Here is a 25,006-nt window from a genome sequence, read left to right on the forward strand (position 1 = left end):
CTTATCTTTCCCCTCCCCAGCCCTCCCCGAAGGAGAGGGAGCCGAGAAGTGTTATTATTTACTCCCTATCCTTTCTCCCCTCCTTCGGAGGGGTTGGGGGAGGACTATTTCTTCTTCTTAGGAGCAATGAACATAATCATTCTCTTTCCTTCTAGAACTGGCATCGCTTCAACTTTACCAAATTCTTCTAGATCCGTCGCTAATCTTAATAATAAGATTTGACCTTGATCTTTATAGATAATAGAACGTCCTTTAAAGAAAACAAATGCTTTTAATTTTGCGCCCTCTTTTAAGAATTTTTCAGCGTTCTTTCTCTTGAATTCGTAATCATGCTCATCGGTTTGAGGTCCAAAACGAATTTCCTTCACAGTTACCTGAGTAGACTTTGCTTTTAGGACTTTATCACGTTTCTTTTGTTCGTAAACAAATTTCTTGTAATCCATGATTTTACAAACTGGCGGCTCTGCATTAGGTGAGATTTCAACTAAATCCAGTTCAAATTGATCTGCTAAACGCAAAGCTTCTGTAAGTTTAAAAACTCCAGGCTCTATGTTTTCACCTACAAGTCGTACTTCTTGTATACCACGAATAAGGCCGTTTATTCTATGGGCATCTTTTTTTTCTACGCGAGGTTGGTAACCTCTGTTGCTTCTTATTGCTATGACTTTATAATTTAAGTTAAACTGTAAATACTTTTAATGTTTTGCTGATTTCATCATTTACAATTGCAGCAAATTCATCGATTGTAATTGTAATATTTCCTTTTCCTTCCTGACCATGACGGCGGATAGAAACTGTTCCATTTTTCTCTTCTTCTTCACCAACGATCAGCATGAATGGGATTTTTTGCATTTCGGCATCCCTGATTTTCTTACCAATAGTTTCGTTTCTGTTATCTATGAGGGCGCGAATTTCGTGATTTTCTAGCAAATCTAAAACTTTTTTCGCATATATTTCATATTTCTCGCTCAAAGACAATATTATAGCCTGTTCTGGCATTAACCACAATGGGAAATTTCCTGCAGTATGCTCTAATAAAATTGCTATAAAACGTTCCATTGAGCCAAATGGCGCTCTGTGAATCATTACAGGTCTATGTAATTCGTTGTCAGAACCTTTGTATGTCAAATCAAAACGTTCCGGTAGGTTGTAATCTACCTGAATTGTTCCTAATTGCCATTGTCTTCCTAAAGCATCTTTGACCATGAAATCTAATTTCGGACCATAAAAAGCGGCTTCACCATATTCAATAACCGTATTCAATCCTTTATCGGCTGCAGCGCTTATAATTGCATTCTCTGCTTTTTCCCAATTTTCATCGGTACCAATATATTTTTCTCTGTTTTCTTTGTCTCTTAATGAAATCTGAGCAGTAAAATTCTCGAATCCTAAAGAACCAAATACATAAAGGACAAGGTCAATTACTTTCTTGAATTCCTCATCTAGTTGATCTGGAGTACAAAAAATATGCGCATCATCCTGAGTAAACCCACGTACACGAGTTAAACCATGTAATTCACCACTTTGTTCGTATCTGTAAACAGTTCCAAACTCAGCGTAACGTTTTGGTAAATCTTTGTATGACCATGGTCTTACATTATAAATTTCACAGTGATGCGGACAGTTCATTGGTTTTAACAAAAACTCTTCTCCTTCATGCGGTGTACTTATCGGTTGAAAGCTATCTGCACCATATTTTGCATAGTGACCAGAAGTTACATATAATTCTTTCTGACCAATATGCGGTGTTACTACTTGTTCGTAACCCCCTTTTTTCTGTGCTTTTTTCAAAAATTGCTCTAAACGATCTCTTAAAGCAGCTCCTTTTGGTAACCATAATGGTAAACCTTGACCTACTTTTGCTGAAAAAGCAAACAACTCAAGCTCTTTCCCTAATTTCCTATGATCTCTGCGTTTCGCTTCTTCTAATAATGCTAGATATTCTGTAAGATCTTTTTGTTTAGGGAATGATGTTCCGTAAACGCGTGTCAATTGCTTGTTTTTCTCATCACCACGCCAGTAAGCACCAGCAACACTCATAATTTTCATCGCTTTGATAATTCCAGTGTTTGGAATATGACCACCGCGACATAAATCAGTAAACGTATCATGATCGCAGAATGTAATTGTTCCGTCCTCAAGATTAGTAATTAATTCTGTTTTATAAACATTGTCTTTGTATAATTCTAAAGCTGCTGCTTTAGAAACCGGACGTAATTTAAATTCGTGCTTTCCTCTTGAAATTTCTAGAACGCGGTCTTCAATTTTTTTGAAATCAGCATCTGTAATTTTATGATCTTCAAAATCTACGTCATAATAAAATCCATTGGCAATTGCAGGTCCTAGTGTTAATTTAATTCCAGGATACATTTCTTCTAAAACTTGTGCCATTACGTGAGAAGTAGAATGCCAAAAAGCTTTCTTACCATTCTCATCATTCCAAGTGTATAATGTAAGATTTCCGTCCGTCGTCAATGGAGTAGTGGTCTCAATAGTTGTACCATTAAAAGAAGCCGAAATCACGTTTCTAGCAAATCCTTCACTTATGCTTTTCGCAACATCCATTGGACTTACATCAGAAGCATACTCTCTAATTGACCCATCGGGTAAAGTAATCTTAATCATTTTTTAAAATTTTATGAATGCAAAGATAGATGATTAGAAAAAGACAACCAATAAATAGCCAAGGTTTGTTAGTCTAAACTTTACAAAATATAAAAGTATTGTAAAAATAGTGTGATTAAGCATGAAAACTAGCATTCATTTAAATAAAAGAAGCTTGTGAAATACAGTAATGCAGATTTTAATTTGTAATTCAAGGAAATCATTTACAGATCAATTTTCTTTAATTCTACATAATTTCTATTCAACTTCTTTAATAAGATTCCGTAAATTAATTGATAAAAAAGCCATACAACACCAATTATAAGTGCTATAAAAAACAGCATTAACAGGCATATGAAAATCATTTTTGCTCCATTGTTGTTGGCATATTCAATTTGAAACTCATTAAAAAACACCACTATTGACATAACAAATACAAGCAATATATTAAAAATAATATAATAGCGTACTGTTTTTCTGGTGTTTAAAATGCATTCCATTAATTTTTTTGTATTCGAAGTAACGGATATAGAACGGTAATTTCTATAAAATAAATACATAAAAAATAGTGCCACTCCGTAGCTAAAATAATCTAAAATACTAATTACTAGCTCCACAATTGTAGAATCGCTTATTTTTTCATTCGGCATTAAATAGCTCAGCGAATTCAAAACTATAAATTCTAAAATACTAATTATAAAAATCCACTTCACAATGGAAGATGATTTTTTATGAATCATTTTGTAAATCTCAGTTTCCGATACTTGTACAAAAGAATTATCAATCTTTTGCCAATCTTTTTTTAGTAAATCCAGCTCTTTCATATTCCTAATGGATTTAATATTTTTTTTAATTTCCCTTTTATCCTATTCATTTTTACGCGAGCATTTACTTCGCTTATCCCTAATGTTTCTGATATTTCATGATAATCTTTGTCTTCAAGATACATAAATATCAACGCTTTCTCAATGTCATTCAGTTGGTAAACCGCTTGGTACATTAGTTTTAATTGTTCTTCCTCCTCATAATCGTATTCTACATCATTCAGAAAATGTTGACGCCCTTCAAATTCTACTGTGTTTATAGAACGTTTGGTTTTTCTATACAAAGTGATCGCCGTATTCAGAGCGACTCGATATGCCCAAGTAGAAAACTTACTGTCGCCTCTAAACTTCGGAAATGCCTTCCACAACTGAATCGTAATTTCTTGAAACAAATCCTTGTGAGCGTCGTCGTCGTTAGTATATAACCTACATATTTTGTGGATTATATTCTGATTTTCGCGCAACTGCTTTACAAAAGAATGTTCTAGATTATCACTCATACATACGTTAGTAATCCAATGATCGGTTTTGTTACAAAGGACAGTCTTTTTTTTAGGAGCACCAATTTTTTAATACTTAACAACGAGTTGTCCCGCTTTACGCTATATCCTCGCTGTTGCTGTTGCTCCGCACAACATCAGCAAGGGATGCCGCTACAATCGGGGCTAATTACATCATTTTATTTTCATTACACGTTTTAATAAAAGTAAATTATTTAAAAAAAGTTCCTAATAATTAGTTTAAATCTGCAAGCAAAAATCGTTGATCTACAATCAGAAATCTATTTTTTCTCAAGGCTAGACTCGCCTCACCTTCGGAGATAAATTAAAAAAGAGGATATTACTTCGTATATTAGCCACTCTTAATTTCAGCATCCTCAATATATATGAATATCCCAAATTCAACTTTACCAAGAATAGTGATTATAGGTGGCGGTTTCGCCGGAATTGCATTAGCCAAAAAACTCAAAAATAAAAAAGTACAGGTTGTGCTGTTAGACAAACACAACTATCATAATTTTCAACCTTTGATGTATCAAGTCGCAACTGGCGGACTCGAAGCAGGTTCTATTGCCTATCCAATTAGGAAAGTAATTCAGGAATATGATGATTTTTATTTTAGACTCACTAATGTAGAAGAAATTGATACCAAAAACAAAAAAGTAATCGCTGAAATTGGAGAATTAAGTTATGATTATCTGGTAATAGCAACGGGTTCTAAAACCAATTATTTTGGAAATAAAGAAATGGAACGCAATAGTATGGCGATGAAAACCATACCGCAATCGCTTAATATTAGAAGTCTGATTTTAGAGAATTTCGAACAAGCAGTTCTAACTAAAGATGTAGCAGAGCAAAACAGCCTTATTAATTTTGTTCTTGTTGGTGGAGGACCAACAGGAGTAGAACTTTCTGGAGCTCTTGCTGAAATGAAAAAAGCGATTCTACAAAAAGATTATCCCGATCTTGATATTGCCAAAATGCAAATCAACTTGATTCAGAGCGGAGACCGAATCCTAAACACCATGAGTGAGAAATCCTCAGCTGCCGCAGAAAAGTTTTTAACGAATCTTGGTGTCAAAATTTGGAAAAATGTTCGTGTTACTAATTACGACGGTCGTACAATAACCACTAATTCTGATTTGATTTTTGATACCGCTACCGTAATATGGACCGCAGGAGTGCAAGGAGCAATCGTTGCGGGATTAGACAGTAAATCATTGGTAGAAAAAGTAGAACGCATTCGAGTAAACGAATTCAATCAAGTGGTGGGTTACAGCGATATTTTTGCTTTGGGCGATATTGCTTCTATGGAGTCAGAAGCTTATCCGCAAGGACATCCTATGATGGCACAACCTGCTTTGCAACAAGGAAGATTATTGGGGGAAAACTTGCTTAAATTAATTCAAAACAAACCTATCAAAGCTTTCGAGTATAATGACAAAGGCTCCATGGCAACAATTGGTAGAAATAAAGCCGTGGTCGATTTGCCTCATTATCATTTTAGTGGTGTATTTGCTTGGTTTGTTTGGATGTTTGTTCACTTATTTTCACTTATCGGATTCAAAAATAAAGCCGTGGTTTTCCTAAATTGGGTTTACAATTACATCCGTTTTGATCGTGAAGGCCGATTGATTATTAGACCTTATAAAAAGAAAAGTTTTACGACTTTTATTAGCGACGAGATATAAAGGGTTTAATTTCAAAAATCAATTTCAAAAGTAGATAACAATTTCAAAAGTCAATATCAGTAGCAAAAATCAAGTTCAAAATTAAATTTTACTTATTATTTAAAATAGTCTATAGCTTTATTTTGTCATACTGACGAAGAAAGTATCTCAGCGATGCTGATTACATGATGGTATCATAAATTGTTTTTTCTTTTTCTAAGTTAGAATTATACAATAAATTTATTCCAGTTTCGGCTCCTCTCTCCTTCGGAGAGGGGTTGGGGGAGAGGATTTCAAAACTCTCTTTCCTTATAATAATTGACCATCAAATTCACGAATTTGCTATAACTCTCTAAACCGTCTTGTTGCTGATTCGCTTTTAGAAATTGATCATAAAAAGCATGAAAACCTTCATCAATAATGGTGTCATACTGTTTCCAGAAAAGTTCACTTTCTTTATAATTTTTCAAAATTCCGGGGTGAACTGTTTTTAATAATTCATCATAAACTTTTTCATCTCTTGCGTACCAATTTCCCAAACAATAACGCAAAGCATTACTATAGCCAGAATACTGAATATAATAATCTTCATTATTTACACAAGATAGAAAACCGATAAAATTACATTCGCTTTCGCTGGCAAAACCCATTTGGTGCGCCATTTCATGATTAGTTGTCATCGGAAAACTATACATCGGACCAAGATAATTTACTTGCGCCTCATTGGTAAACGGATTCAAGTATCCACCAAAACCCATATAAGTTAGTGGTAAGCTGAATAATGATTTTTTGATGCTTGGATTTTTATAGTCAAAGAATGCATATTGATTTGAAAGCATTTTATATCCATTCAAACTCATTTTAAAAACCTGTTCTTGAGAATAAGGAACTACGACTTTCAAACTATCATTTTTAGTAATCAGATTATGGACAGCATTTGTTTTAGCAATAATTTTTTTGGTGAAAGCCAAAAGATCGGCATCAGAATAATCACGCTCAATTGACATTTTTTCAAAGAGAGGTTGGCGGTAATAATTAAAACCCCAAAGCATATGAAAGCAAAAATAAAAAATAGACAGAAAACTTAAAACTGCCAAAATATTATTTTTCCAATCTAATTTCCACGTTTTTCTTTTTGCAAATAGCCATTTTATTCCTAGAATAATAAGTACAAAATAAAGGATATCACCAATAGAAAAGGGAATGATGCCTAAAACAATTCGTTCAATTTTAGAAATAATAGGGTAGATTCCGTTACTATAATAATGTTCTACAACTTCAGGAAAATAGGGAATGATTTTCAAGAGTACTATTTGCAACAGTAAAAAGAAAGGAAGAATGTATTTGCGTTTCACAGTATGTTTTTCTAAATGTAAATATAATTACAATATCAATTAGTACTGAAAAAGAATTTAAACTTTGTAACTTTGGAATCTTAAATTGTAAAACCTGAAACTAAAATAAATGAGTCAAGAAATAAGAAATCTAGAGCCAAAAGCACTTTGGAATAAATTTGCTGATTTGAATGCTGTTCCTCGCCCTTCTAAAAAAGAAGATCGCGTAATTGAATTCATGAAGAAATTCGGCGAAAGCCTTGGATTGGAAACTTTTGAAGATGAAATCCGTAACGTAATTATTCGTAAACCGGCTACGGCAGGAATGGAAAACCGAAAAGCAATTGTGCTTCAAGGACATTTAGACATGGTGCATCAAAAAAATAACGATACCGTTTTTGATTTTGACACGCAAGGAATCGATATGTATGTTGATGGGGATTGGGTTCGTGCAAGAGGAACTACTCTTGGTGCCGATAATGGTCTTGGAGTTGCGGCTATCATGGCAATTTTAGAAAGTACCGATATTCCGCATCCTGCTATCGAAGCTTTGTTTACTATTGATGAAGAAACAGGAATGACTGGAGCTTTAAATCTTAAAGGAGGTGTTTTACAAGGTCAGATTTTGTTGAACATGGATACTGAAGAAGATGATGAAATTGATATTGGTTGTGCTGGAGGAATTGATGTAACTGCAACTGCAGAATATGATGAAGAGGAAACTCCTGAAGGTTCAGTAGGATATACCATTACGGTTAAAGGTTTGAAAGGGGGACATTCAGGAATGGATATCCACAAAGGTTTGGGGAATGCTAACAAAATCATGAACCGTTTGTTATTTGATGGTTTTGATAATTTTGGATTGCAAATTTCGGAGATAATTGGAGGTAGTTTGCGTAATGCAATTCCGCGTGAAAGTACTGCTAAAGTTAGTATTGCGGGAGTTTATGATGAAGCATTTGTTTTTGATATGCAACAAATTGTAAACGAAATAAAAACAGAATTCAAAACTACAGAACCTGATTTAGAAGTTGTTTTTGAAAAAATGGATGTTGCTCCTGCTAAAGTAATGCCGTCTATTGCACAGTTTTATTTTGTAAGATCGATGTACACCGCTCATAATGGCGTTTACAGAATGAGTGCCGATTTTGATAATCTGGTAGAAACATCAAATAATATAGCAAAAGTAGTTTTAGGCGATGGACAACTTTCTGTACAATGTCTAACACGTTCTTCTGTTGAAACCTCTAAATTCGATTTGGCTAACGCTTTGCGTTCTGCATTTGAATTGATGGGTTGCGAAGTAGAGTTTTCAGGTTCATATCCTGGATGGACTCCTAATTCAGAATCAGAAATATTAGATGTTTTGGTTGGAATCTATGAAAAACAAAATAACGAAAAACCTCAGGTGGTAGCTTGTCACGCCGGTTTAGAATGTGGAATCCTTGGAACTAATTATCCAGAAATGGATATGATTTCTTTTGGTCCAACTATTCACGGTGCGCATTCACCAGACGAAAGAGCTAGTATTACCTCTTCTCAGAAATTCTGGAAATTTGTTTTAGAAATTTTAGCTAATATTCCAGTAAAATAATTTTTTAAGTATAAAAAAAAGCATAATTAATTTCCCTTTTGGATTTTAATTATGCTTTTTTATTTAATTTCATTTTAAAATTTAAAAAAATAAGCGAAACTTTCATGTTATTCGTTATTGTCGGCTAAGTTATTTTTTAGATGCTCGCTATCCCAACTGTGGTTTGTTGCGGCAACTTGCGAATAAATATCAGTCTTAAGAAGTTGTTCTTGTAAATCTACTTCCTCTTTCATTGTAATCATATAGGCCATTTTATCGTGCCTTTTTTCAGCTAATTTTTTAGTTGTAATTTCGTCGTATTTTATAAATTGTTGTCCTTGTCTTGTGGCTGAATATTTGCGATGTCCTAATGCAACTAACGCATCAACACCCATATTTACCGCACTGTATAACGTTTCTCTATAAATATGTTTAACTTGATGATCAATGAGTTCATAGGCATCATTTCGGTTTCGAGCACGTGTTAGGATTTTTAAATTTGGAAAATGCTTTTTTAAGGTTTCAATCACTTGCAAATTGACCGTTGGATTATCAATTGCAGCTATAAAAAGTTTTGCATTTTCACAACCCGCTGCTTTTAATAATTCCAATCGTGTGGCGTCACCATAATAGACTTTAAACCCCATTTTTCTTAATAAATCAATACGCTCCGAATCGTAATCTAGAATGGTTAGTTTTACCTTATTGGCTTTTAACAACCGTCCTACAGTACTTCCAAAATGACCAAAACCTGCAATGATAACGGGAGTAGGTTCATCTATATAATCATTTTCTTTTTTTGGTCCAGTAGCTCTTTCTCTATTTCTGGTAAATGGATAAATGAGTTTTTCATTTATTAACAACAAAAAAGGAGTCGCTACCATGCTCATGGCAATGACAGCCATTACTTGATTGGCTAGAATAGTTGGAATGATATTCAATTGCATACAGAAGCTCATGATCACAAAACCAAATTCTCCCGCTTGACTCAATCCAAAAGCAAAGAGAAAATTTTGATCTGTCTTTTTTTTATTAAATCTACTAATAAAGAATAAAACAGTAAATTTTACCAATGTTAAAATGGCTCCAAAAACAAAAATAAAAATAGGATCGTTGAGAATTAATTGAAAGTTTATGGAAGCGCCAACTCCCAAGAAGAAAAGCCCCAAAAGTAATCCTTTAAAAGGAGCAATATCACCTTCTAATTCATGTCTAAATTCTGAGTTTGCCAATACGACTCCTGCCATAAAAGCACCAAGTGCAGGACTTAGGCCTACTAATTGCATGGAATACGAAACACCAACTACCAATAATAAAGCAGAGGCAGTAAATAATTCCTGTAATCTAGTTTTTGCAATAATGTGTAATATAGGAACAAGAACATAACGGCCAGCAAAATAAATAGTAGATATGATTCCCAATACAATTACCGTTTGTAACCAACTAGGAAAACCCGCAATCAATGATTGGGGTCCGTCATTGGTTACATCAATATTAACTGTTGATAAAAGTGGTAAAAAAGCTAGGATAGGGATTACGGCAATATCTTGAAATAGTAAAACTGCAAATGAGGATCTTCCTAATGAGGTGTTTAATAATCCCTTTTCTTTTAAGGTTTGCAATACAATTGCAGTCGAGGATAGTGTTAATGCCAGTGAAATAGCCAATCCTGTTTTCCAATTCCAATCCATAAAAAAGAGGAATCCCAAGAATAAAATTAGTGTTGTACCTGCTAATTGTGCAGAACCTATACCGAGAATGAATTTTCGCATTTTCCAAAACTTCCGAGGCTCTAGTTCTAGACCAATCAAAAATAACATCATTACCACCCCAAATTCAGCAAAGTGCATAATATCTTGACCTTCTTGACCAATAAATCCAAGTACGTAAGGACCAATTACTATTCCCGCTAATAAATATCCTAAAATAGAACTTAAGCCTAATTTTTTTGCAATAGGTACACAAATTACGGCTGCTGCTAAATAGATGATTGCTTGTAATAAAAAATCAGTTTCCATATTAAACTTGTATTGTTGCGAACCACTCGTTTAAATAATGGTATTGCAAAATTCCCTCAGAATCTATAATATTGTTTTCTAGATAATCTAAAAAATAGCCATAAACTATGCCGTTTTTAGAATAATCCTCTTGTGTCATATTGTGAGTTCCATGTACGACAAAAGGAGGTAAATATAGCATGTTACACACTTTTGCCGTCTGATTAAATGGTTCTAATAGTTCTAAAATACTATAACGATGACTACCTGTTTCGCAATAATTTTCTTTATCTCCGCCGGTAGTAATGACTTGAAAAATAATTTTATCCTGCAAGGCTTTCCCTTTTTTTCCATAAGCCCAATTGTATTCTAAAACCATGTCAATCCACTGCTTCATTAGTGGCGGGCAACTGTACCAATACATGGGATGATGCCATATAATGATGTCATGCTCACTTAACAATGCTTGTTCGCGTTTTACATCAATATCAAAATCGGGATATTCCTCATATAAATCATGAAAAGTGATGTTTTCTGAATTGGGAATATTTTCTACCAACGCTTTATTCGCATGAGATTTTTCGAATAAGGGATGGGAAAACAAGATTAATATTTTATTTTTTGGCATAAAGTCCTTTAGGATTAAGTCTATTTAGTTGATTTATAGTCGTTTTGTTTGTTTTATGAGATGGAAAGATATAAAATATTGATTAATTCTAATCTTTATTGAAAAGTAAATCCTGTCAGACAAAAAGATAGGGTGACAGGATTCATTAAAAGGAGATAAAACTATTAATTTTTGAAAAATATATTTAATAATTTTTTACTCCCTACCACCCAAAGAATATCATTTTTTTCTAAAATCATGTTTGATTCGGGATTAAGAATTCTTTTTCCGCTTCTTTCAATTCCTACAATCAGAGCATTTGTTTTTTCACGAAGCTGTGATTCCCTAATTGTAGCGCCTATAAATTCTTCTTCTTTAATTTCTAGTTGCTTTAGGATAATATCAGTTTCAATAATTTCAGGAAGTTCAATTTCATTTTGATGCAAATAAAGTTTAAAATCTTTGACTTGATTATCGGTTCCAATGATACAAATTTCGTCGCCTGGAAACAGACGCTCATTTTTATTGGGAATATTTATAGTGAATTCACCTCGTTTGATAAAGGCGATATTAATACCTAATTGCTCTCTAATTCGTAACTCTTCTAGTGTTTTTCCCACTACATTTGAAGTTGGAGCAATTTCAAAAGTAGACATGTGTCCATCCCAAGGTGTTAAATCACTTCGGCTTCTAACTGCTTTTTTGATTTCTCTAGCATTTAGATTTCTTAGAAAATGATCTTCAATTTTATGGTAATGTGCATTTAGTTTTTTAGGGAAAATAAAGTAACCAAATACCACTACTATCAAGGCTACGAAAGCAATTATAGGCGAAAAAAAGATATTAAGTAACAAGCCAATATAAAAAAGTGCTAAAACCATTCTCAATAAGATCATCATCAAAATTGGAGCGCGGTATTTGCGTTCTTCTCTTAAAATTGCCACCTCTTTTACTGCTACACGTCGTAAGGATAATGCCCATAAAAAAGGTGATATTATTACTAAAGTAATTAAGGCGCCAAAGATATTTCCGTATTGAGTTACTTCTACCAATGGTAAAATATATTTAGAAGAAAGCAATATCATTGCTACGATAATTACCGAGTGTATAATTACTTGGGTTAAAAAAGCGCGAACCACTATTTGCCAATTGGTCACTAATTTGATTGACTGTGCATTGGCACTATATCTTTCAATTCGTTTAATCCATCTTCGTGGTAATTTCTTTTCTAAATATTCAGAAAATGGAGTGGAAAATTTAATCATAAAAGGCGTCGTAAAAGTCGTTACTGCAGATACTGCCACCACAATAGGATAGAGGAAATCACTGGTTACTTTTAGCGACATTCCTAGTGTGGCTATGATAAAAGAGAATTCCCCTATTTGAGATAAACTCATTCCTGTTTGGACTGATTGTTTTAGAGGTAAACCCGAAAGTAAAGCGCCTGCTGTTGAGCTAATCGATTGTCCTATGATAACTACAACTGTTAATATCGCTACTGGAAAAGCATATTCATATAAAGTATCTGGATTAATTAACATTCCTACAGAAACAAAAAATACCGCTCCAAAAAGATCTTTTACCGGTTTTACCAAATGTTCAATATGTTCTGCTTGTGTCGTTTCGGCAATAATAGATCCCATTATAAAAGCACCCAAAGCAGGAGAAAAACCAACATTAGCGGCTAGAATAACCATCATTAAACATAAAGCAAGAGAGACTATTAACAGCATTTCGTCAGTTAATATGTTCTTTGCTTTTTTTAGTAAAGTGGGAATGAAAAAAATCCCTCCTACAAACCAAATGGTTAAAAAGAAAATCAATTTTAATACCGATAGTAATAATTCCGTTCCTGAAAATTGTTGGCTTACAGCTATAGTTGAGAGTAATACCATCATTAAAATAGCAACAATATCTTGTACAATTAAAGAACCTATAACTATTCCAGCAAATTTTTGTGTTTTTACACCTAGTTCTTCAAAGGTTTTGAGAATAATTGTCGTGGATGAAACAGAAAGAATAACTCCTAGAAATACACTGTCCATGGGTTTCCAGCCGATCCATTGTCCTACCATATATCCTATTGCAATCATCGCAATTATTTGTGTGACCGCGGTAATTGATGCTGATCCGCCCACCTTCATTAGTTTTTTAAAACTAAATTCGAGCCCTAAGCTAAACAGTAAAAAGATTACTCCAATTTCAGCCCAAACTTCTACACTTTTTAAATCTTTTACAGAAGGGAAAAAATCAAAATGATTTCCCGCTAAAAATCCAGCAATCAAATAACCTAAAACCAGCGGTTGTTTTATTTTTTTAAATAATAAAACTGCAACAGCAGCTGTCATTAATATTAATCCTAAATCACTAATTAAGGGTTCTAAATGGAGTGATACATTTGCTACTGTTTCTGCGGTACTCATAGGCGTTTATTCGTTTTTTTATGGTTTTCTGTATTTTGGTAAGATATATAAAATATTTTTTTTATAACAGTATGTTTTGTTAAAACGAGCGTTTATAGTACGATTTAAATGAAAAATTCCCATTAAAAAGAAGTGTTTTGTTCTTTTTAATGGGAATTGATTATTTTAATTAGAAAATGTAGTATTTATATTCCCAAGAAATTACTAGGAGTAATTTGCATTAATTCTGCTTTAATTTCTGCCGATACGTCAAGTGTTGCTATAAAACCATGAATGGCTTTCTTGTCAATCGCCTCATTGGTTCTAGTTAATCCTTTCAGAGCTTCATAAGGATTTGGATACGCTTCTCTACGCAATATGGTTTGAATAGCTTCGGCAACAACGGCCCAGTTTTTCTCTAAATCTTCGTGAAATTTAGGTTCGTTTAATAATAATTTATTTAAACCTTTTAATGTTGCTTCAAATGCTATCAAAGTATGTCCCATTGGAACTCCTATGTTTCTTAAAACCGTACTGTCTGTCAAATCGCGTTGTAATCTTGACAATGGTAATTTTGCAGATAAGTGTTCAAAAATAGCATTAGCAATTCCTAAATTTCCTTCTGAATTTTCAAAATCAATTGGGTTAACTTTATGCGGCATTGCTGAAGATCCTATTTCTCCTGCTTTTATTTTTTGTTTAAAATATTCCATTGAAACATACGTCCAAATATCTCTGTCTAAATCTATAATGATAGTGTTAATTCTTTTTAACGCATCAAAAAATGCTGCAAAGTGATCGTAATGTTCAATTTGTGTAGTAGGGAAGGAGTGGTGCAAACCTAAATTTTCTTCCACAAATTTTCCACCAAACTTTCTCCAGTCAATTTGTGGATACGCTACATGATGAGCATTGTAGTTTCCTGTTGCTCCACCAAATTTAGCTGCAAAAGGTATATTAAACAACAAACGCATTTGCTCTTCTAAACGTTCTACAAAAACGCCAATTTCTTTACCCAAACGAGTAGGAGAAGCTGGCTGTCCGTGCGTGCGTGCTAGCATTGGAATAGCCGCCCATTCGATGCTTAAATCCTTTAATTTTGAAGTCAAAGTGATCAACGATGGCATATATACTTTCTCAAAAGCTTCTTTTGTCGAAAGCGGAATTGCGGTATTATTTATATCTTGAGAAGTCAATCCAAAGTGGATAAACTCCTTATATTCTGATAAACCTAGTTTTTCAAAAGCATCTTTAATGAAATATTCAACTGCTTTTACATCATGATTCGTGACTTTCTCCGTTTCTTTAATCCAAAGTGCATCTTCAGTAGAGAAATTTTTGTAAATAGCACGTAAACTCTCAAATAAATCTGGGTTTACGTTTGCAAGTTGAGGTAAAGGCGTTTCGCACAAAGCAATGAAATATTCAATTTCAACCAATACGCGGTATTTGATTAAAGCTTCTTCAGAGAAAAATGGAGCCAGTGAAATAGTCTTGTTTCTATATCTACCGTCAATTGGTGATATAGCATTCAATTCGTTTAAAGTAGTCATTGTTTAGTTGTTTGTTCGAAAGTCGCAAATATAAGCAGATATTAGAAAATAGCCGTATGATTTATAACATTTGAATTAGATAAAGCCCTACTTTCTCTGTTTTTTGTTTTTTAAATAAAAGAACGCAACTTATTTCTCATAATTTCAACACCTTTTGAGGCTACTTCTGGAATTACTTGCAATGGATTTCTAAGATTAGGGATTTTTATTGGCTTAGGATCAATATAAAAAATCGGTATTTCACGAGCTGTAAAATCGATTAATCCAGCAGCAGGATAAACCTGTAAAGAAGTTCCAATTACAGCAAAAAAATCGGCACTTTGTGTAATTTCCAAAGCTCGATCAAGCGCAGGAACGTCCTCTCCAAACCAAACAATATGTGGTCTCAATTGATTTTTCTCGTCATCCACATCGCCAAAATTTAAATCCTCATACCAATCCAAAATATAATTTAGGTTTGTTTCACTTCTCACTTTTAATAATTCGCCATGAAGATGTAAAACATTTGTACTTCCAGCACGCTCATGCAAATCATCTACATTTTGAGTAATTATATACACCTCAAATTCCTTTTCTAATTCCGCTAAAATTTGATGTCCTAGATTGGGTTCAACTTCTTTGAGCTGTTTGCGTCTTTGATTATAAAAATCTAATACTAAAGCTGGATTTTTACGCCAACCTTCCGGCGTTGCAACATCCATTACGTTGTGACCTTCCCAAAGTCCGTCACTATCTCGAAAAGTTTTAATTCCGCTTTCTGCACTAATTCCCGCTCCCGTTAAGACTACTAATTTCTTTTTCATATTTTTTTTATTTGGGCGTGTTCGCAAAAGCGACCGGGCTTTTGGCTTTATCTTTGCTGGCCTAAAAAGTACAGAAAAGGATATCGCCTCTATCCCTCACGCAAATTCTGCAAAAATTCATAAATCAATTTCTATTCACAAATAAAAATTGAAGATTGAACAAGCCAATTCTAAAGTGATAAAGCTACTCTTTTTTACTATTTTTGCCAAAAAACTTATTCTAATGATTGATATCGATTACCTTAATTTTCTTGAAAATATTCTGACTGACAACCGTAAAGAGAAATTCCTGAAAGTTTTGGAAACTAGAACGAAACATTTCACCATTGCTGTTGAAGATATTTTTCAGATGCACAACACTAGCGCGGTAATGCGTAGCTGTGAAGTTTTTGGTATTCAAGAATTGAATGTTATCGAACAGCGTTACGGTAAAAGTATTGATAAGGAAATTGCTATGGGTGCTCAAAAATGGGTTGATATCAATACTTTTGATAGTATTACGAATTGTGTAGATACTCTTAAAGATAAAGGTTACCAAATCATTGCTACGACTCCTCATGAAGGTGATTGCTTAATGGATGATTTTGATATTTCAAAACCGAGTGCTTTGTTTTTTGGAACGGAAAGAGACGGTTTGTCAGAAGAAATTCTCAAACGTGCGGATGGTTTTCTTAAAATCCCGATGGTAGGTTTTACAGAGAGTCTGAATATCTCAGTTTCTGCTGCAATAATAATTCAAAACTTAACGAGTAGGTTGCGTAAAACGAACATTGATTGGCATTTATCGGATGATGAAATTTTAGAAAAACGTTTGGCTTGGGCTAAAAATTCTATAAAAGATATCAAAAGAATCGAAACGCGTTATTTTATTGACAATCCGAAATCAGTTTTATAAACCGTACAACATTTTTGCGCGTTCGATGTTAACTTTTTCATCAGTTGGAATTTCTAAAAAATACTCCAATTGCCATTGTTGCGTTTTTTGAGCTTGTTTATTGATAGCTTCATCCCAAGGCGGATAAACTCGAATCGCTCTTTTGCCTTCTTTAGTAATTGTCGCAATAATTCCTTTTTCACAAAGGACTGCTTTAGGAAATACAAATTGTCCAACACGATTTTCTTTTCGGACGCTAATCACAATTAAATCAATTGCATCAGTGTAATCAAAAGGTTGAATTGGTCCTTTTTCAATTCTTTTCCATAAAGTTACAAATTGCCCAATTTTGGTTGGAGTAATTTTAGCAGCACGAAATACAATTGATTTATTATTTAGTAGGAATGAATACGCTCCGTATTCAGCGCTTTCTTTTTCCTTTTCAGGAAACGAACATTCAAAATTATAGGTGTCATAAAGTTTTTCTTTAGTAAGAAGTAAATCGGTATGAATTGTAAGATCGCTTTTCCAGGACATTTTTTTGTTTTTAATAGGATTTCAAATGTAAAGAAAATAGGGAGTTATTTTGTTAATTGAGAATTATAATATACTAGCTTTTAGCTGAATATTAAACATTCTTAAAAGTTTATTGTCCTGAAGCTAAGAAGCTTTCGACTTTTTTTATCTTTCTTGCTTCCAAAATGTAATAGTTATTTTGTAAATTATGTAATTGCTAATAATGTAACTAAACACTAGCTGTTAATAGACGTAGCTTTATAATTCAATTTGTATTTTTACTTTTCCACCAAGTCCTTTTTCTACAATATCGTATAACGTCTTTAATGTTAAATTGCTTCCGTTATTTTCAATTCTTGAAATATATTCTCTTTTTTTATCCACTAAACCTCCAAGTTCAGTTTGTGTTAAATGTTTTTCTTCGCGAGCTTTTTTTAATAACAAGCCAATTTTGAAACCTTGGAAATCTCTCTCTAGTTCGTCACGTCTTTCGGTTCCTTTTTCCCCGTAAACATTGTCTTTAATGTCTTTCCAACTTTTAGTTTCCATAATTTATTTGTTTTTTTCTTCGTAATATTTTTTCATTAATCGCAACGCTTTTTCAATCTCATTTTTGGGAGTTTTCTGCGTTTTTTTCTGAAAGCCATTGAGTAGGATTACTAGTTTTCCGTTATCGAAAAAACAAAATATGCGCCAAATATTCGAACCTAATTGAATTCGAGCTTCATAAAAACCATTTGTTCCTTCCATTGATTTAAGATAATTCGATGGAACTCTTTCTAAAGTTTCGATTGCGTCAATAATTTTAAAGATTTTACCCTGAACTTTTTTAGTCTGTTCAAGAAGGAAATCTTCAAAGTAATTTTCATATGCAATCACTTCACATACTTTCATTTTTTAAAAGTAACTTAAAAGTTACGTTATTGCAAGTGTAAATATATTTTTTGTGCTAATGTTCAGAACGTTAAATAACATTCATTTAGTTTTTAAAAATATTTAAAGGGTTTTATAATATATCTCAGAATAATTTGAGATAAAAATTAGGCTTAGAATAACTCATGAAAAGTTAGTTGGAATTAGCACGGATTACAAATCCGCCTATCGTGTTCTGTTACATGATAGTTATCCTTGTTAACAAGGTCTTTTTTTGTTCTGAGAAAAGGGACTTTGTTAAAGCTTATTTTATACCGAAACGGCAATACTTTAAAAAAACTAATTCAGCAAAAGCTCCAACTTTAAGGGAAAGCTTTTGATAGATTGCAGCTTTTTAACTTCCAATTTTCCCATATCTTTGCTGTTCAGAAAAATAGAGTACAATTATTTTTTCACCTTGAATATAAGGATAAAACAATTCATATTCTCCATTGCGATTACTGTATCTTATTTCATTACTTTTTCTGCTAAATATTTTGTCTAAATACTCGCGTTCTATTTGAGTTGTTTTATAAATATAATTTTGTTTTTTTGGCGTAATTGTATCCTGTAAATTTCCACTTTCGTATCGATTAAATCCTAAATAAGTAGGAGAGCCATTTATAGTGTCTTTTACCAATAAATTTACGTTTGGAAAATTTTTGTCTGTTTTAGAGTATATTTCTAAAATATCAGTGGTTTCAATGATATATTTTTCAGAAAATTCATAATTTAATAATTTAGCAGTGTTGGTTTTGTTCTTAGAAAGAATTGATTCTGCAGATTTTATTAGCATTTTTTCTTTTTTATTTGATGTCAAATAGTCTCCACCGAATAATATAAGTGCAATTAAAGGAAAAATTGCTAAAATAAAAAAATATGTTTTTTTATTAGTGTTTGCCTTATTTTCTGAACTGTCTTTATTTTCAGCAATTCGAGTAAGGTTAAACATTACATTGACAATTAGGGAACCCACCATTAAAGCAAGAATTGCCAATACACTTAAATAAAAAGTTTCCGTAATATTTTCTTTAAAGACTTTCAATCCGAAAACTTGAATTGTTATAAAGGTAAAAACCCAATAAGCTAAAAGAATTATTGCTGTAATTCCAATTATATTACTGAGTTTAACTACTTGTTTTGGTGTCATAAGGTTAAAATTATTTTTATTTTTAATGATTTTTTGTTTTTTTATGGAAATTGATTTCAAAGGTTTTCAGCGTGGTAATGTTGTGTAATGGAGTAAAAAGTATAAACATTCAACAATAGCTTAATTTTTTACAAAGCACATCTAATTCGCTTTCGAACAAAGCCCGCTATCTTACTCAATTTATGTTGTGTGATTGTACTTGATTATTTTGCTTTTTTATTTATTTTCTTTGTTTTAGTTGTTTTGTAGTTTTATCAAAAGTTATAATGATAGTAGGTTGTCCGTATAAAAGAGCTAGCGTAACCGTACTATCAGTTTCAGATTTAAAAGCGATGTCTTTAGCTTCACTAATTCTAAGGTCAGAACGAAGTTGTGATTCGTATTTTACAGCTATTCTATCGTCTTTAAACCCTTGAAAGTCGATTTCAGTGCAGTGAAGCAATTTTTTTTCGAGTATTCCTTTTTTTTCAATCAGTTCAAAGCGAGGCAGTGTCATTATGCTGTAACCCACAATTTGCGCTCGATATTTTGTGTTTAATTGTTTGTCAAATTGTAATCCAGAAGGCGTCATTGATAGTAGTATCGCATAAAATGGAATCATCATTGGTACAATACTTCCTATCAGTGCTAATACCATAATTATGAAAAATAGTTTGACCATTATCTTTCTCCAGTACAGAACGATAACTATTATGCTCGTAAAAAGCCAAAGCCAAAACAAAACTATGTCACTGTAGTAACCTGCAAAGCTTATTTGATAATAAAAGTACATCAAGCAATCCGCTAACAGCACTATTGATGAAAATAGGAATATATAAAGTACTGCTTTTTTCATTTAAATTATCTTATTAGTACTTTTCGTTAGCGAATCGTAAAGTTTTTTCTGGTGTTATGCAATGGTTTGGACTTTGTAGCAGCGTTTTTTATGCCGAAACGAATATAGGGATAAAAACAGTATTTTTAGTACAAAGCTGCACTAGTGATAGTGAACTGTCCACGTAACATTTGCTAAAAGGCTTTTTATCACCGAACATTATTCCAAGGTCTTGGCGTAGGATTGATGATTCAATGCCTTCGGAATTTCAAAGTGGTTTCTGTGCTTGTGATAATCTTCTTCACTGGTGTAGGTATAAATCTTATAATTAGTATTTTTAATGTCGATAATAAAATATTTTGTACTAGTTGAATTTGGTTTTATATTGTGGTAATCGATGAAATGTGCATTTTTGTTTTCGAATAAATATATTTTTCTAATGATAAAGTTTTGATTATTTCCTGCTGCAAAAAAACATTGCGTCTAAGAACAATTTTTTCGATAGAAAAAATGCTATCCGCATCTTTAGTATTTGAAATCTAGGTGGTTTGGTCCCATTTAGATAAATAAAAATCTTTTGTTATTTAGTGGTTGTAGTCATTTTGTCCAAAGTAGCAACCACTGAGGTTATAATAGAATACTATAAGAGTGTATTTGTTTTTTTTAGGTTTTTAATGAATCTTGCTTTGCTGACTATTTCTTTTTTATATTTTTCTGAAAACAACTATAAGCTCTGGTAACTTCTACGATATAAATCTTGAAAGTGACATTCACTATTGATTTTCAAATTATAGTAATAAATTACTTAAAAATCGTACCATATTACAAGTATCTCAATTATGTACTGTTGTAGGATAAGATCGTTTTAAAAAAAAAACGTAAACGTACTTATTTAGCACAAAATCCCTAGCCCTGACCGCAGCGAAAAACGCATGGCGGTAACCTGCCGCTTTTTATGGTGGTTGCAGAGCGACTGCAAGAAGCTCCTGCAAGCGCCTAAAAAAAGGGTGGGAGACCAAATGCTTTGTAGCGTAGGGCAGGAATAGCTCCTAAATAAAAAGCATAAAAAAACTCCACTACTTGCGCAGTGGAGTTTTTATTGTTTAGAAATAAAAGGGTTTTTAGTTCACTAATACCCATTGTCCTGAAGCGATTAAGCTCTCGGCTTTTTTGTATTTCATTTCTTGTATTTGTCCGTTAGCCACGTTTTGTACCGTAACGTTATCATTACGATTTATTTTGGGCATATCTCTAGTAATAGTTTCCGTAACTTGGCGTGGTTGGGTTTCTCCCGCTTCACGGTTTGCAGCTTCACTATTAGGAATCTCATCTTTACTCAACTCGTAATCTTCTCTTGGAGCAACATCTATTGCCTCTTGAATTTTTTGATTTTCTTGAGCTGGTAGATCTCCTTTGAACAAGAAAGAAATTACTTCTTTGTTTACGTTGTCAATCATTGCTCTAAACAAATTAAAAGCTTCTAATTTGTAAATTAGTAAAGGATCTTTTTGTTCGTGAACGGCTAATTGAACCGATTGTTTCAATTCGTCCATTTTACGCAAGTGTTTTTTCCATGCTTCATCAACAATTGCTAAGGTAATGTTTTTCTCAAAATCAGCCACTAGTTGCGTTCCTTGAGAATCATAAGCCATTTTCAAATCAGTTACCACATTCAACGATTTAATTCCATCTGTAAAAGGAACTACGATACGCTCAAATTGATTGTTTTTATCTTCGTAAACACTTTTTATAATAGGGAAGGCTTCTCTTGCGCTTCTTGCTGTTTTTTCAGTATAATATTCTAATGTCGCTTTATATACTTTTCCTGTTAGCTCCATTTCGCTCAATTTATTGAACTCACTTTCGGTAACTGGTGAAGTAATAGAAAAATATCGAATTAATTCAAATTCGAAGTTTTTAAAATTATTACTTCCTTTATTTTGATCTACAATTAATTCGCAGGTGTCATAAAGCATATTAGCAATATCTAATTTCAAACGCTCTCCAAACAAAGCATGACGACGACGTTTGTAAACTACTTCACGTTGTGCATTCATAACGTCATCATATTCTAACAAACGCTTACGAACACCAAAGTTATTTTCCTCTACTTTTTTCTGAGCACGCTCGATAGATTTTGTCATCATCGAATGTTGAATCACTTCTCCTTCTTGCAATCCCATTCTGTCCATTACTTTGGCTACTCTTTCAGAGCCAAATAAACGCATTAAATTATCTTCAAGAGAAACATAAAACTGTGAACTTCCTGGATCTCCTTGACGACCTGCACGACCACGTAACTGACGGTCTACACGACGAGAGTCATGACGCTCTGTACCTACAATTGCTAATCCACCTGCTGCTTTTACTTCGGCAGATAATTTAATATCCGTACCACGACCAGCCATGTTTGTTGCAATAGTAACTACTCCTGGTTTACCAGCTTCTTCAACAATTTGAGCTTCTTGTTTGTGCATTTTGGCATTCAACACATTATGTGTAACCCCTCGCATTTTTAACATTCGGCTTAATAATTCTGAAATCTCTACTGAAGTAGTACCAATAAGTACTGGTCTTCCTGCTTTTGATAATTCTGTTACGTCTTCAATAACAGCGTTGAATTTTTCACGAGTCGTTTTATAAATAAAATCCTCTTTATCCAATCGTGCCATTCCTCTGTTCGTAGGAATTTCTACAACGTCTAATTTATATATCTGCCATAACTCACCCGCTTCAGTAACAGCAGTTCCTGTCATACCACCCAGTTTGTTGTACATTCTGAAATAGTTTTGCAAAGTTACTGTTGCAAAGGTTTGTGTAGCCGCTTCAATTTTTACATTTTCTTTAGCTTCAATCGCTTGGTGTAATCCGTCAGAGTAACGACGACCATCCATTATACGACCCGTTTGCTCATCTACAATCATGATTTTATTATCCATGATCACATATTCTGTGTCTTTTTCAAATAAAGTGTAGGCTTTTAGAAGTTGTGTTAAAGTGTGAATACGCTCACTTTTTACACCAAAATCTTGAAATAATTTTTCTTTTTCTTCTGCTTCAACGTCTTTGTCTAATTTTTTCTTTTCGATAGCAGCTATTTCTGTTCCAATATCTGGAAGTACAAAAAAGTCAGCATCAGTATCTCCAGAAAGATATTTTATTCCGTTGTCCGATAATTCTACTTGATTGTTTTTTTCTTCAATAACAAAGTACAATGCCTCATCGATCTTGTGCATTTCTCTATTGTTATCTTGCATATAATGGTTTTCTGTTTTTTGAAGCAATTGTCTAATTCCTTCTTCACTTAAAAACTTAATTAATGCTTTGTTTTTTGGTAATGCTCGGTAAGCTCTTAATAATTGGAATCCACCTTCTTTAGTATTTCCCTCTTTTATTAATTTTTTAGCTTCTGATAAAAAACCGTTTGCTAATTGACGTTGAAGCGCCACTAGGTTTTCGATTTTTGGTTTCATTTCCATGAACTCATGACGGTCTCCTTGAGGGACTGGTCCAGAGATAATTAATGGTGTTCTTGCATCATCAATTAATACTGAATCGACCTCATCGACAATAGCATAATTATGTTTGCGTTGTACCAGATCATTTGGCGAATGTGCCATGTTATCTCTTAAGTAATCAAAACCAAATTCATTATTAGTTCCGTAAGTTATATCTGCATCATACGCTTTTCTTCTGTCATCAGAATTGGGCTGGTAGTTGTCAATACATTCTACAGTCATACCATGAAATTCGAATAAAGGCGCTTTCCAGGTACTATCTCTTTTTGCCAAATAATCATTCACAGTTACTAAATGCACACCGTTTCCTGTTAATGCATTTAAGTACAATGGTAAAGTTGCCACTAATGTTTTTCCTTCACCAGTTTGCATTTCTGCCACTTTTCCTTCGTGCAACACCATTCCGCCAATTAATTGTACGTCATAGTGAATCATATCCCAGGTAATTTCTTTTCCTGCAGCACTCCATGTGTTACTCCAAACTGAGTTGTCTCCGTCTAAAGTAATGTAGCTTTTTGTGGCAGATAATTCTCTGTCTTTTGGAGTTGCTGTAACTACAATTTGAGAATTGTCTTTGAAACGTCTTGCTGTTTCTTTTACTACAGCAAAAGCTTCTGGAAGAATTTCCATTAAAGTTTTTTCAGAAATATCGTAAGCTTCTTTTTCAAGAGCATCAATAGCGATGTAAATGTCTTCTCTTTTATCAATATCCGTGATACTTTCTACTTCCTTTTTAAGAGAGGCAATTTTGGCATCTTTTTCGGAACGATCTTGTTTTATTTTTTCTTTAAAAAATAGGGTGCGTCCTCTAAGTTCATCATTGGTTAATGACATTAAAGGAGTTTCGAACGTTTTAATTTTGTTAAGATAAGGTTGTAATGCTTTTACATCTTTTTGTGACTTATCGCCAACAAAGACTTTAATAAGGCTATTTATGAAACTCATGATATGTTTTTATTTCTATTTTTTTTAATTTTGAGACTTTAAACCAAAAAAAGCCTCTTTAGAGACTTTTTAATTGGGTTACCTTTTAATATTCATCCTCATTCCAAAGATAATCTTCGTCAGTAGGATAATCTGGCCATATTTCTTCCATTGATTCATATATCTCGCCTTCATCTTCTATAGATTGAAGGTTTTCTACTACTTCTAATGGAGCTCCTGCTCTAATAGCGTAGTCAATAAGTTCGTCTTTGTTAGCAGGCCACGGGGCATCACTAAGATAGGATGCTAATTCTAATGTCCAATACATTTGTTGTCGATTTAGTTTTGTGCAAAAATAAAATTTTTACTGAAAGAGACAAGTAAAAAATGATTTATTTTTAGTTAAAGTTAAGAACGTTTAAATTGATTTC

20 protein-coding genes are annotated in these 25,006 nt (G+C 33.2%); 3 read left to right on the plus strand and 17 right to left on the minus strand.

Annotated features, from left to right (window positions below; all coding sequences use genetic code 11):
• Nucleotides 1–104: 104 nt before the first annotated feature.
• The 4 genes from infC to J3S90_RS08475 all read right to left on the minus strand — a co-directional run bounded on the left by infC (nt 105) and on the right by J3S90_RS08475 (nt 3,928).
• Nucleotides 105–662 carry a translation initiation factor IF-3 gene (gene infC, locus J3S90_RS08460; RefSeq protein ID WP_370566874.1) on the minus strand — a complete coding sequence of 186 codons (558 nt, stop codon included), beginning with the start codon at nt 660–662 and terminating at the stop codon, nt 105–107.
• 16 nt (nt 663–678) lie between these two features.
• Nucleotides 679–2,625, minus strand: coding sequence for a threonine--tRNA ligase (gene thrS, locus J3S90_RS08465; protein WP_210645812.1), 1,947 nt, complete (start codon nt 2,623–2,625; stop codon nt 679–681).
• 203 nt (nt 2,626–2,828) lie between these two features.
• Nucleotides 2,829–3,428 carry a hypothetical protein gene (locus J3S90_RS08470; protein ID WP_210645813.1) on the minus strand — a complete coding sequence of 200 codons (600 nt, stop codon included), beginning with the start codon at nt 3,426–3,428 and terminating at the stop codon, nt 2,829–2,831.
• Nucleotides 3,425–3,928 (minus strand): RNA polymerase sigma factor, encoded by a 504-nt coding sequence (locus J3S90_RS08475; protein ID WP_188051217.1) that lies wholly within the window; start codon nt 3,926–3,928, stop codon nt 3,425–3,427. Before J3S90_RS08475 ends, J3S90_RS08470 begins: the two co-directional genes overlap by 4 nt.
• Nucleotides 3,929–4,314: 386 nt before the next feature.
• Between J3S90_RS08475 and J3S90_RS08480 the strand changes: the two genes are divergently transcribed.
• Entirely contained in the window at nt 4,315–5,619 is a 1,305-nt protein-coding gene (locus J3S90_RS08480; RefSeq protein WP_210645814.1) for an NAD(P)/FAD-dependent oxidoreductase, read from the plus strand.
• 272 nt (nt 5,620–5,891) lie between these two features.
• Here the strand turns inward: J3S90_RS08480 and J3S90_RS08485 are convergent, their stop codons facing one another.
• Nucleotides 5,892–6,953 (minus strand): DUF3810 domain-containing protein, encoded by a 1,062-nt coding sequence (locus J3S90_RS08485; protein ID WP_210645815.1) that lies wholly within the window; start codon nt 6,951–6,953, stop codon nt 5,892–5,894.
• 109 nt (nt 6,954–7,062) lie between these two features.
• Here J3S90_RS08485 and J3S90_RS08490 point away from each other — a divergent pair, with 109 nt between their 5' ends.
• Nucleotides 7,063–8,526, plus strand: coding sequence for an aminoacyl-histidine dipeptidase (locus tag J3S90_RS08490; protein WP_210645816.1), 1,464 nt, complete (start codon nt 7,063–7,065; stop codon nt 8,524–8,526).
• Between the two features lie 107 nt (nt 8,527–8,633).
• On the opposite strand, the gene J3S90_RS08495 is transcribed toward J3S90_RS08490, so the two are convergent.
• The 5 genes from J3S90_RS08495 to J3S90_RS08515 all read right to left on the minus strand — a co-directional run bounded on the left by J3S90_RS08495 (nt 8,634) and on the right by J3S90_RS08515 (nt 15,867).
• Nucleotides 8,634–10,523, minus strand: a complete 1,890-nt coding sequence (locus tag J3S90_RS08495) for a monovalent cation:proton antiporter-2 (CPA2) family protein (RefSeq protein WP_188051221.1) — start codon at nt 10,521–10,523, stop codon at nt 8,634–8,636.
• A 1-nt stretch (nt 10,524) separates the two neighbouring features.
• Nucleotides 10,525–11,130 (minus strand): NAD(P)H-dependent oxidoreductase, encoded by a 606-nt coding sequence (locus tag J3S90_RS08500; protein ID WP_210645817.1) that lies wholly within the window; start codon nt 11,128–11,130, stop codon nt 10,525–10,527.
• A 164-nt stretch (nt 11,131–11,294) separates the two neighbouring features.
• Nucleotides 11,295–13,532 carry a cation:proton antiporter domain-containing protein gene (locus J3S90_RS08505; RefSeq protein WP_210645818.1) on the minus strand — a complete coding sequence of 746 codons (2,238 nt, stop codon included), beginning with the start codon at nt 13,530–13,532 and terminating at the stop codon, nt 11,295–11,297.
• A gap of 185 nt (nt 13,533–13,717) precedes the next feature.
• Nucleotides 13,718–15,064: an adenylosuccinate lyase gene (gene purB, locus J3S90_RS08510; RefSeq protein WP_188051224.1), complete on the minus strand. Its 1,347-nt coding sequence runs from the start codon at nt 15,062–15,064 to the stop codon at nt 13,718–13,720.
• Between the two features lie 110 nt (nt 15,065–15,174).
• Nucleotides 15,175–15,867, minus strand: coding sequence for an SIR2 family NAD-dependent protein deacylase (locus tag J3S90_RS08515; RefSeq protein WP_210645819.1), 693 nt, complete (start codon nt 15,865–15,867; stop codon nt 15,175–15,177).
• A gap of 223 nt (nt 15,868–16,090) precedes the next feature.
• On the opposite strand from J3S90_RS08515, the gene J3S90_RS08520 reads away from it, so the two are divergent.
• Entirely contained in the window at nt 16,091–16,762 is a 672-nt protein-coding gene (locus J3S90_RS08520; protein ID WP_210645871.1) for a TrmH family RNA methyltransferase, read from the plus strand.
• Here J3S90_RS08520 and J3S90_RS08525 read toward each other — a convergent pair.
• The 7 genes from J3S90_RS08525 to J3S90_RS08555 form a co-directional block, all read right to left on the minus strand.
• Nucleotides 16,757–17,278 carry a MepB family protein gene (locus tag J3S90_RS08525; protein ID WP_210645820.1) on the minus strand — a complete coding sequence of 174 codons (522 nt, stop codon included), beginning with the start codon at nt 17,276–17,278 and terminating at the stop codon, nt 16,757–16,759. The genes J3S90_RS08520 and J3S90_RS08525 overlap by 6 nt on opposite strands.
• Before the next feature lie 237 nt (nt 17,279–17,515).
• A complete protein-coding gene (locus J3S90_RS08530; protein ID WP_210645821.1) occupies nt 17,516–17,806 on the minus strand; it encodes a helix-turn-helix domain-containing protein in 291 nt (96 codons plus the stop codon).
• Between the two features lie 3 nt (nt 17,807–17,809).
• Nucleotides 17,810–18,151, minus strand: a complete 342-nt coding sequence (locus J3S90_RS08535; protein ID WP_210645822.1) for a type II toxin-antitoxin system RelE/ParE family toxin — start codon at nt 18,149–18,151, stop codon at nt 17,810–17,812.
• A 373-nt stretch (nt 18,152–18,524) separates the two neighbouring features.
• Entirely contained in the window at nt 18,525–19,319 is a 795-nt protein-coding gene (locus tag J3S90_RS08540) for a hypothetical protein (RefSeq protein ID WP_210645823.1), read from the minus strand.
• A 220-nt stretch (nt 19,320–19,539) separates the two neighbouring features.
• Nucleotides 19,540–19,956: a hypothetical protein gene (locus J3S90_RS08545; protein ID WP_210645824.1), complete on the minus strand. Its 417-nt coding sequence runs from the start codon at nt 19,954–19,956 to the stop codon at nt 19,540–19,542.
• A gap of 1,298 nt (nt 19,957–21,254) precedes the next feature.
• Nucleotides 21,255–24,596, minus strand: a complete 3,342-nt coding sequence (secA, locus tag J3S90_RS08550) for a preprotein translocase subunit SecA (RefSeq protein ID WP_210645825.1) — start codon at nt 24,594–24,596, stop codon at nt 21,255–21,257.
• A gap of 85 nt (nt 24,597–24,681) precedes the next feature.
• Nucleotides 24,682–24,903 carry a DUF2795 domain-containing protein gene (locus J3S90_RS08555; protein WP_007138072.1) on the minus strand — a complete coding sequence of 74 codons (222 nt, stop codon included), beginning with the start codon at nt 24,901–24,903 and terminating at the stop codon, nt 24,682–24,684.
• Nucleotides 24,904–25,006: the final 103 nt, after the last annotated feature.

This window comes from Flavobacterium flabelliforme, assembly GCF_017948675.1.
Taxonomy (GTDB): Bacteria; Bacteroidota; Bacteroidia; order Flavobacteriales; family Flavobacteriaceae; genus Flavobacterium; species Flavobacterium pygoscelis.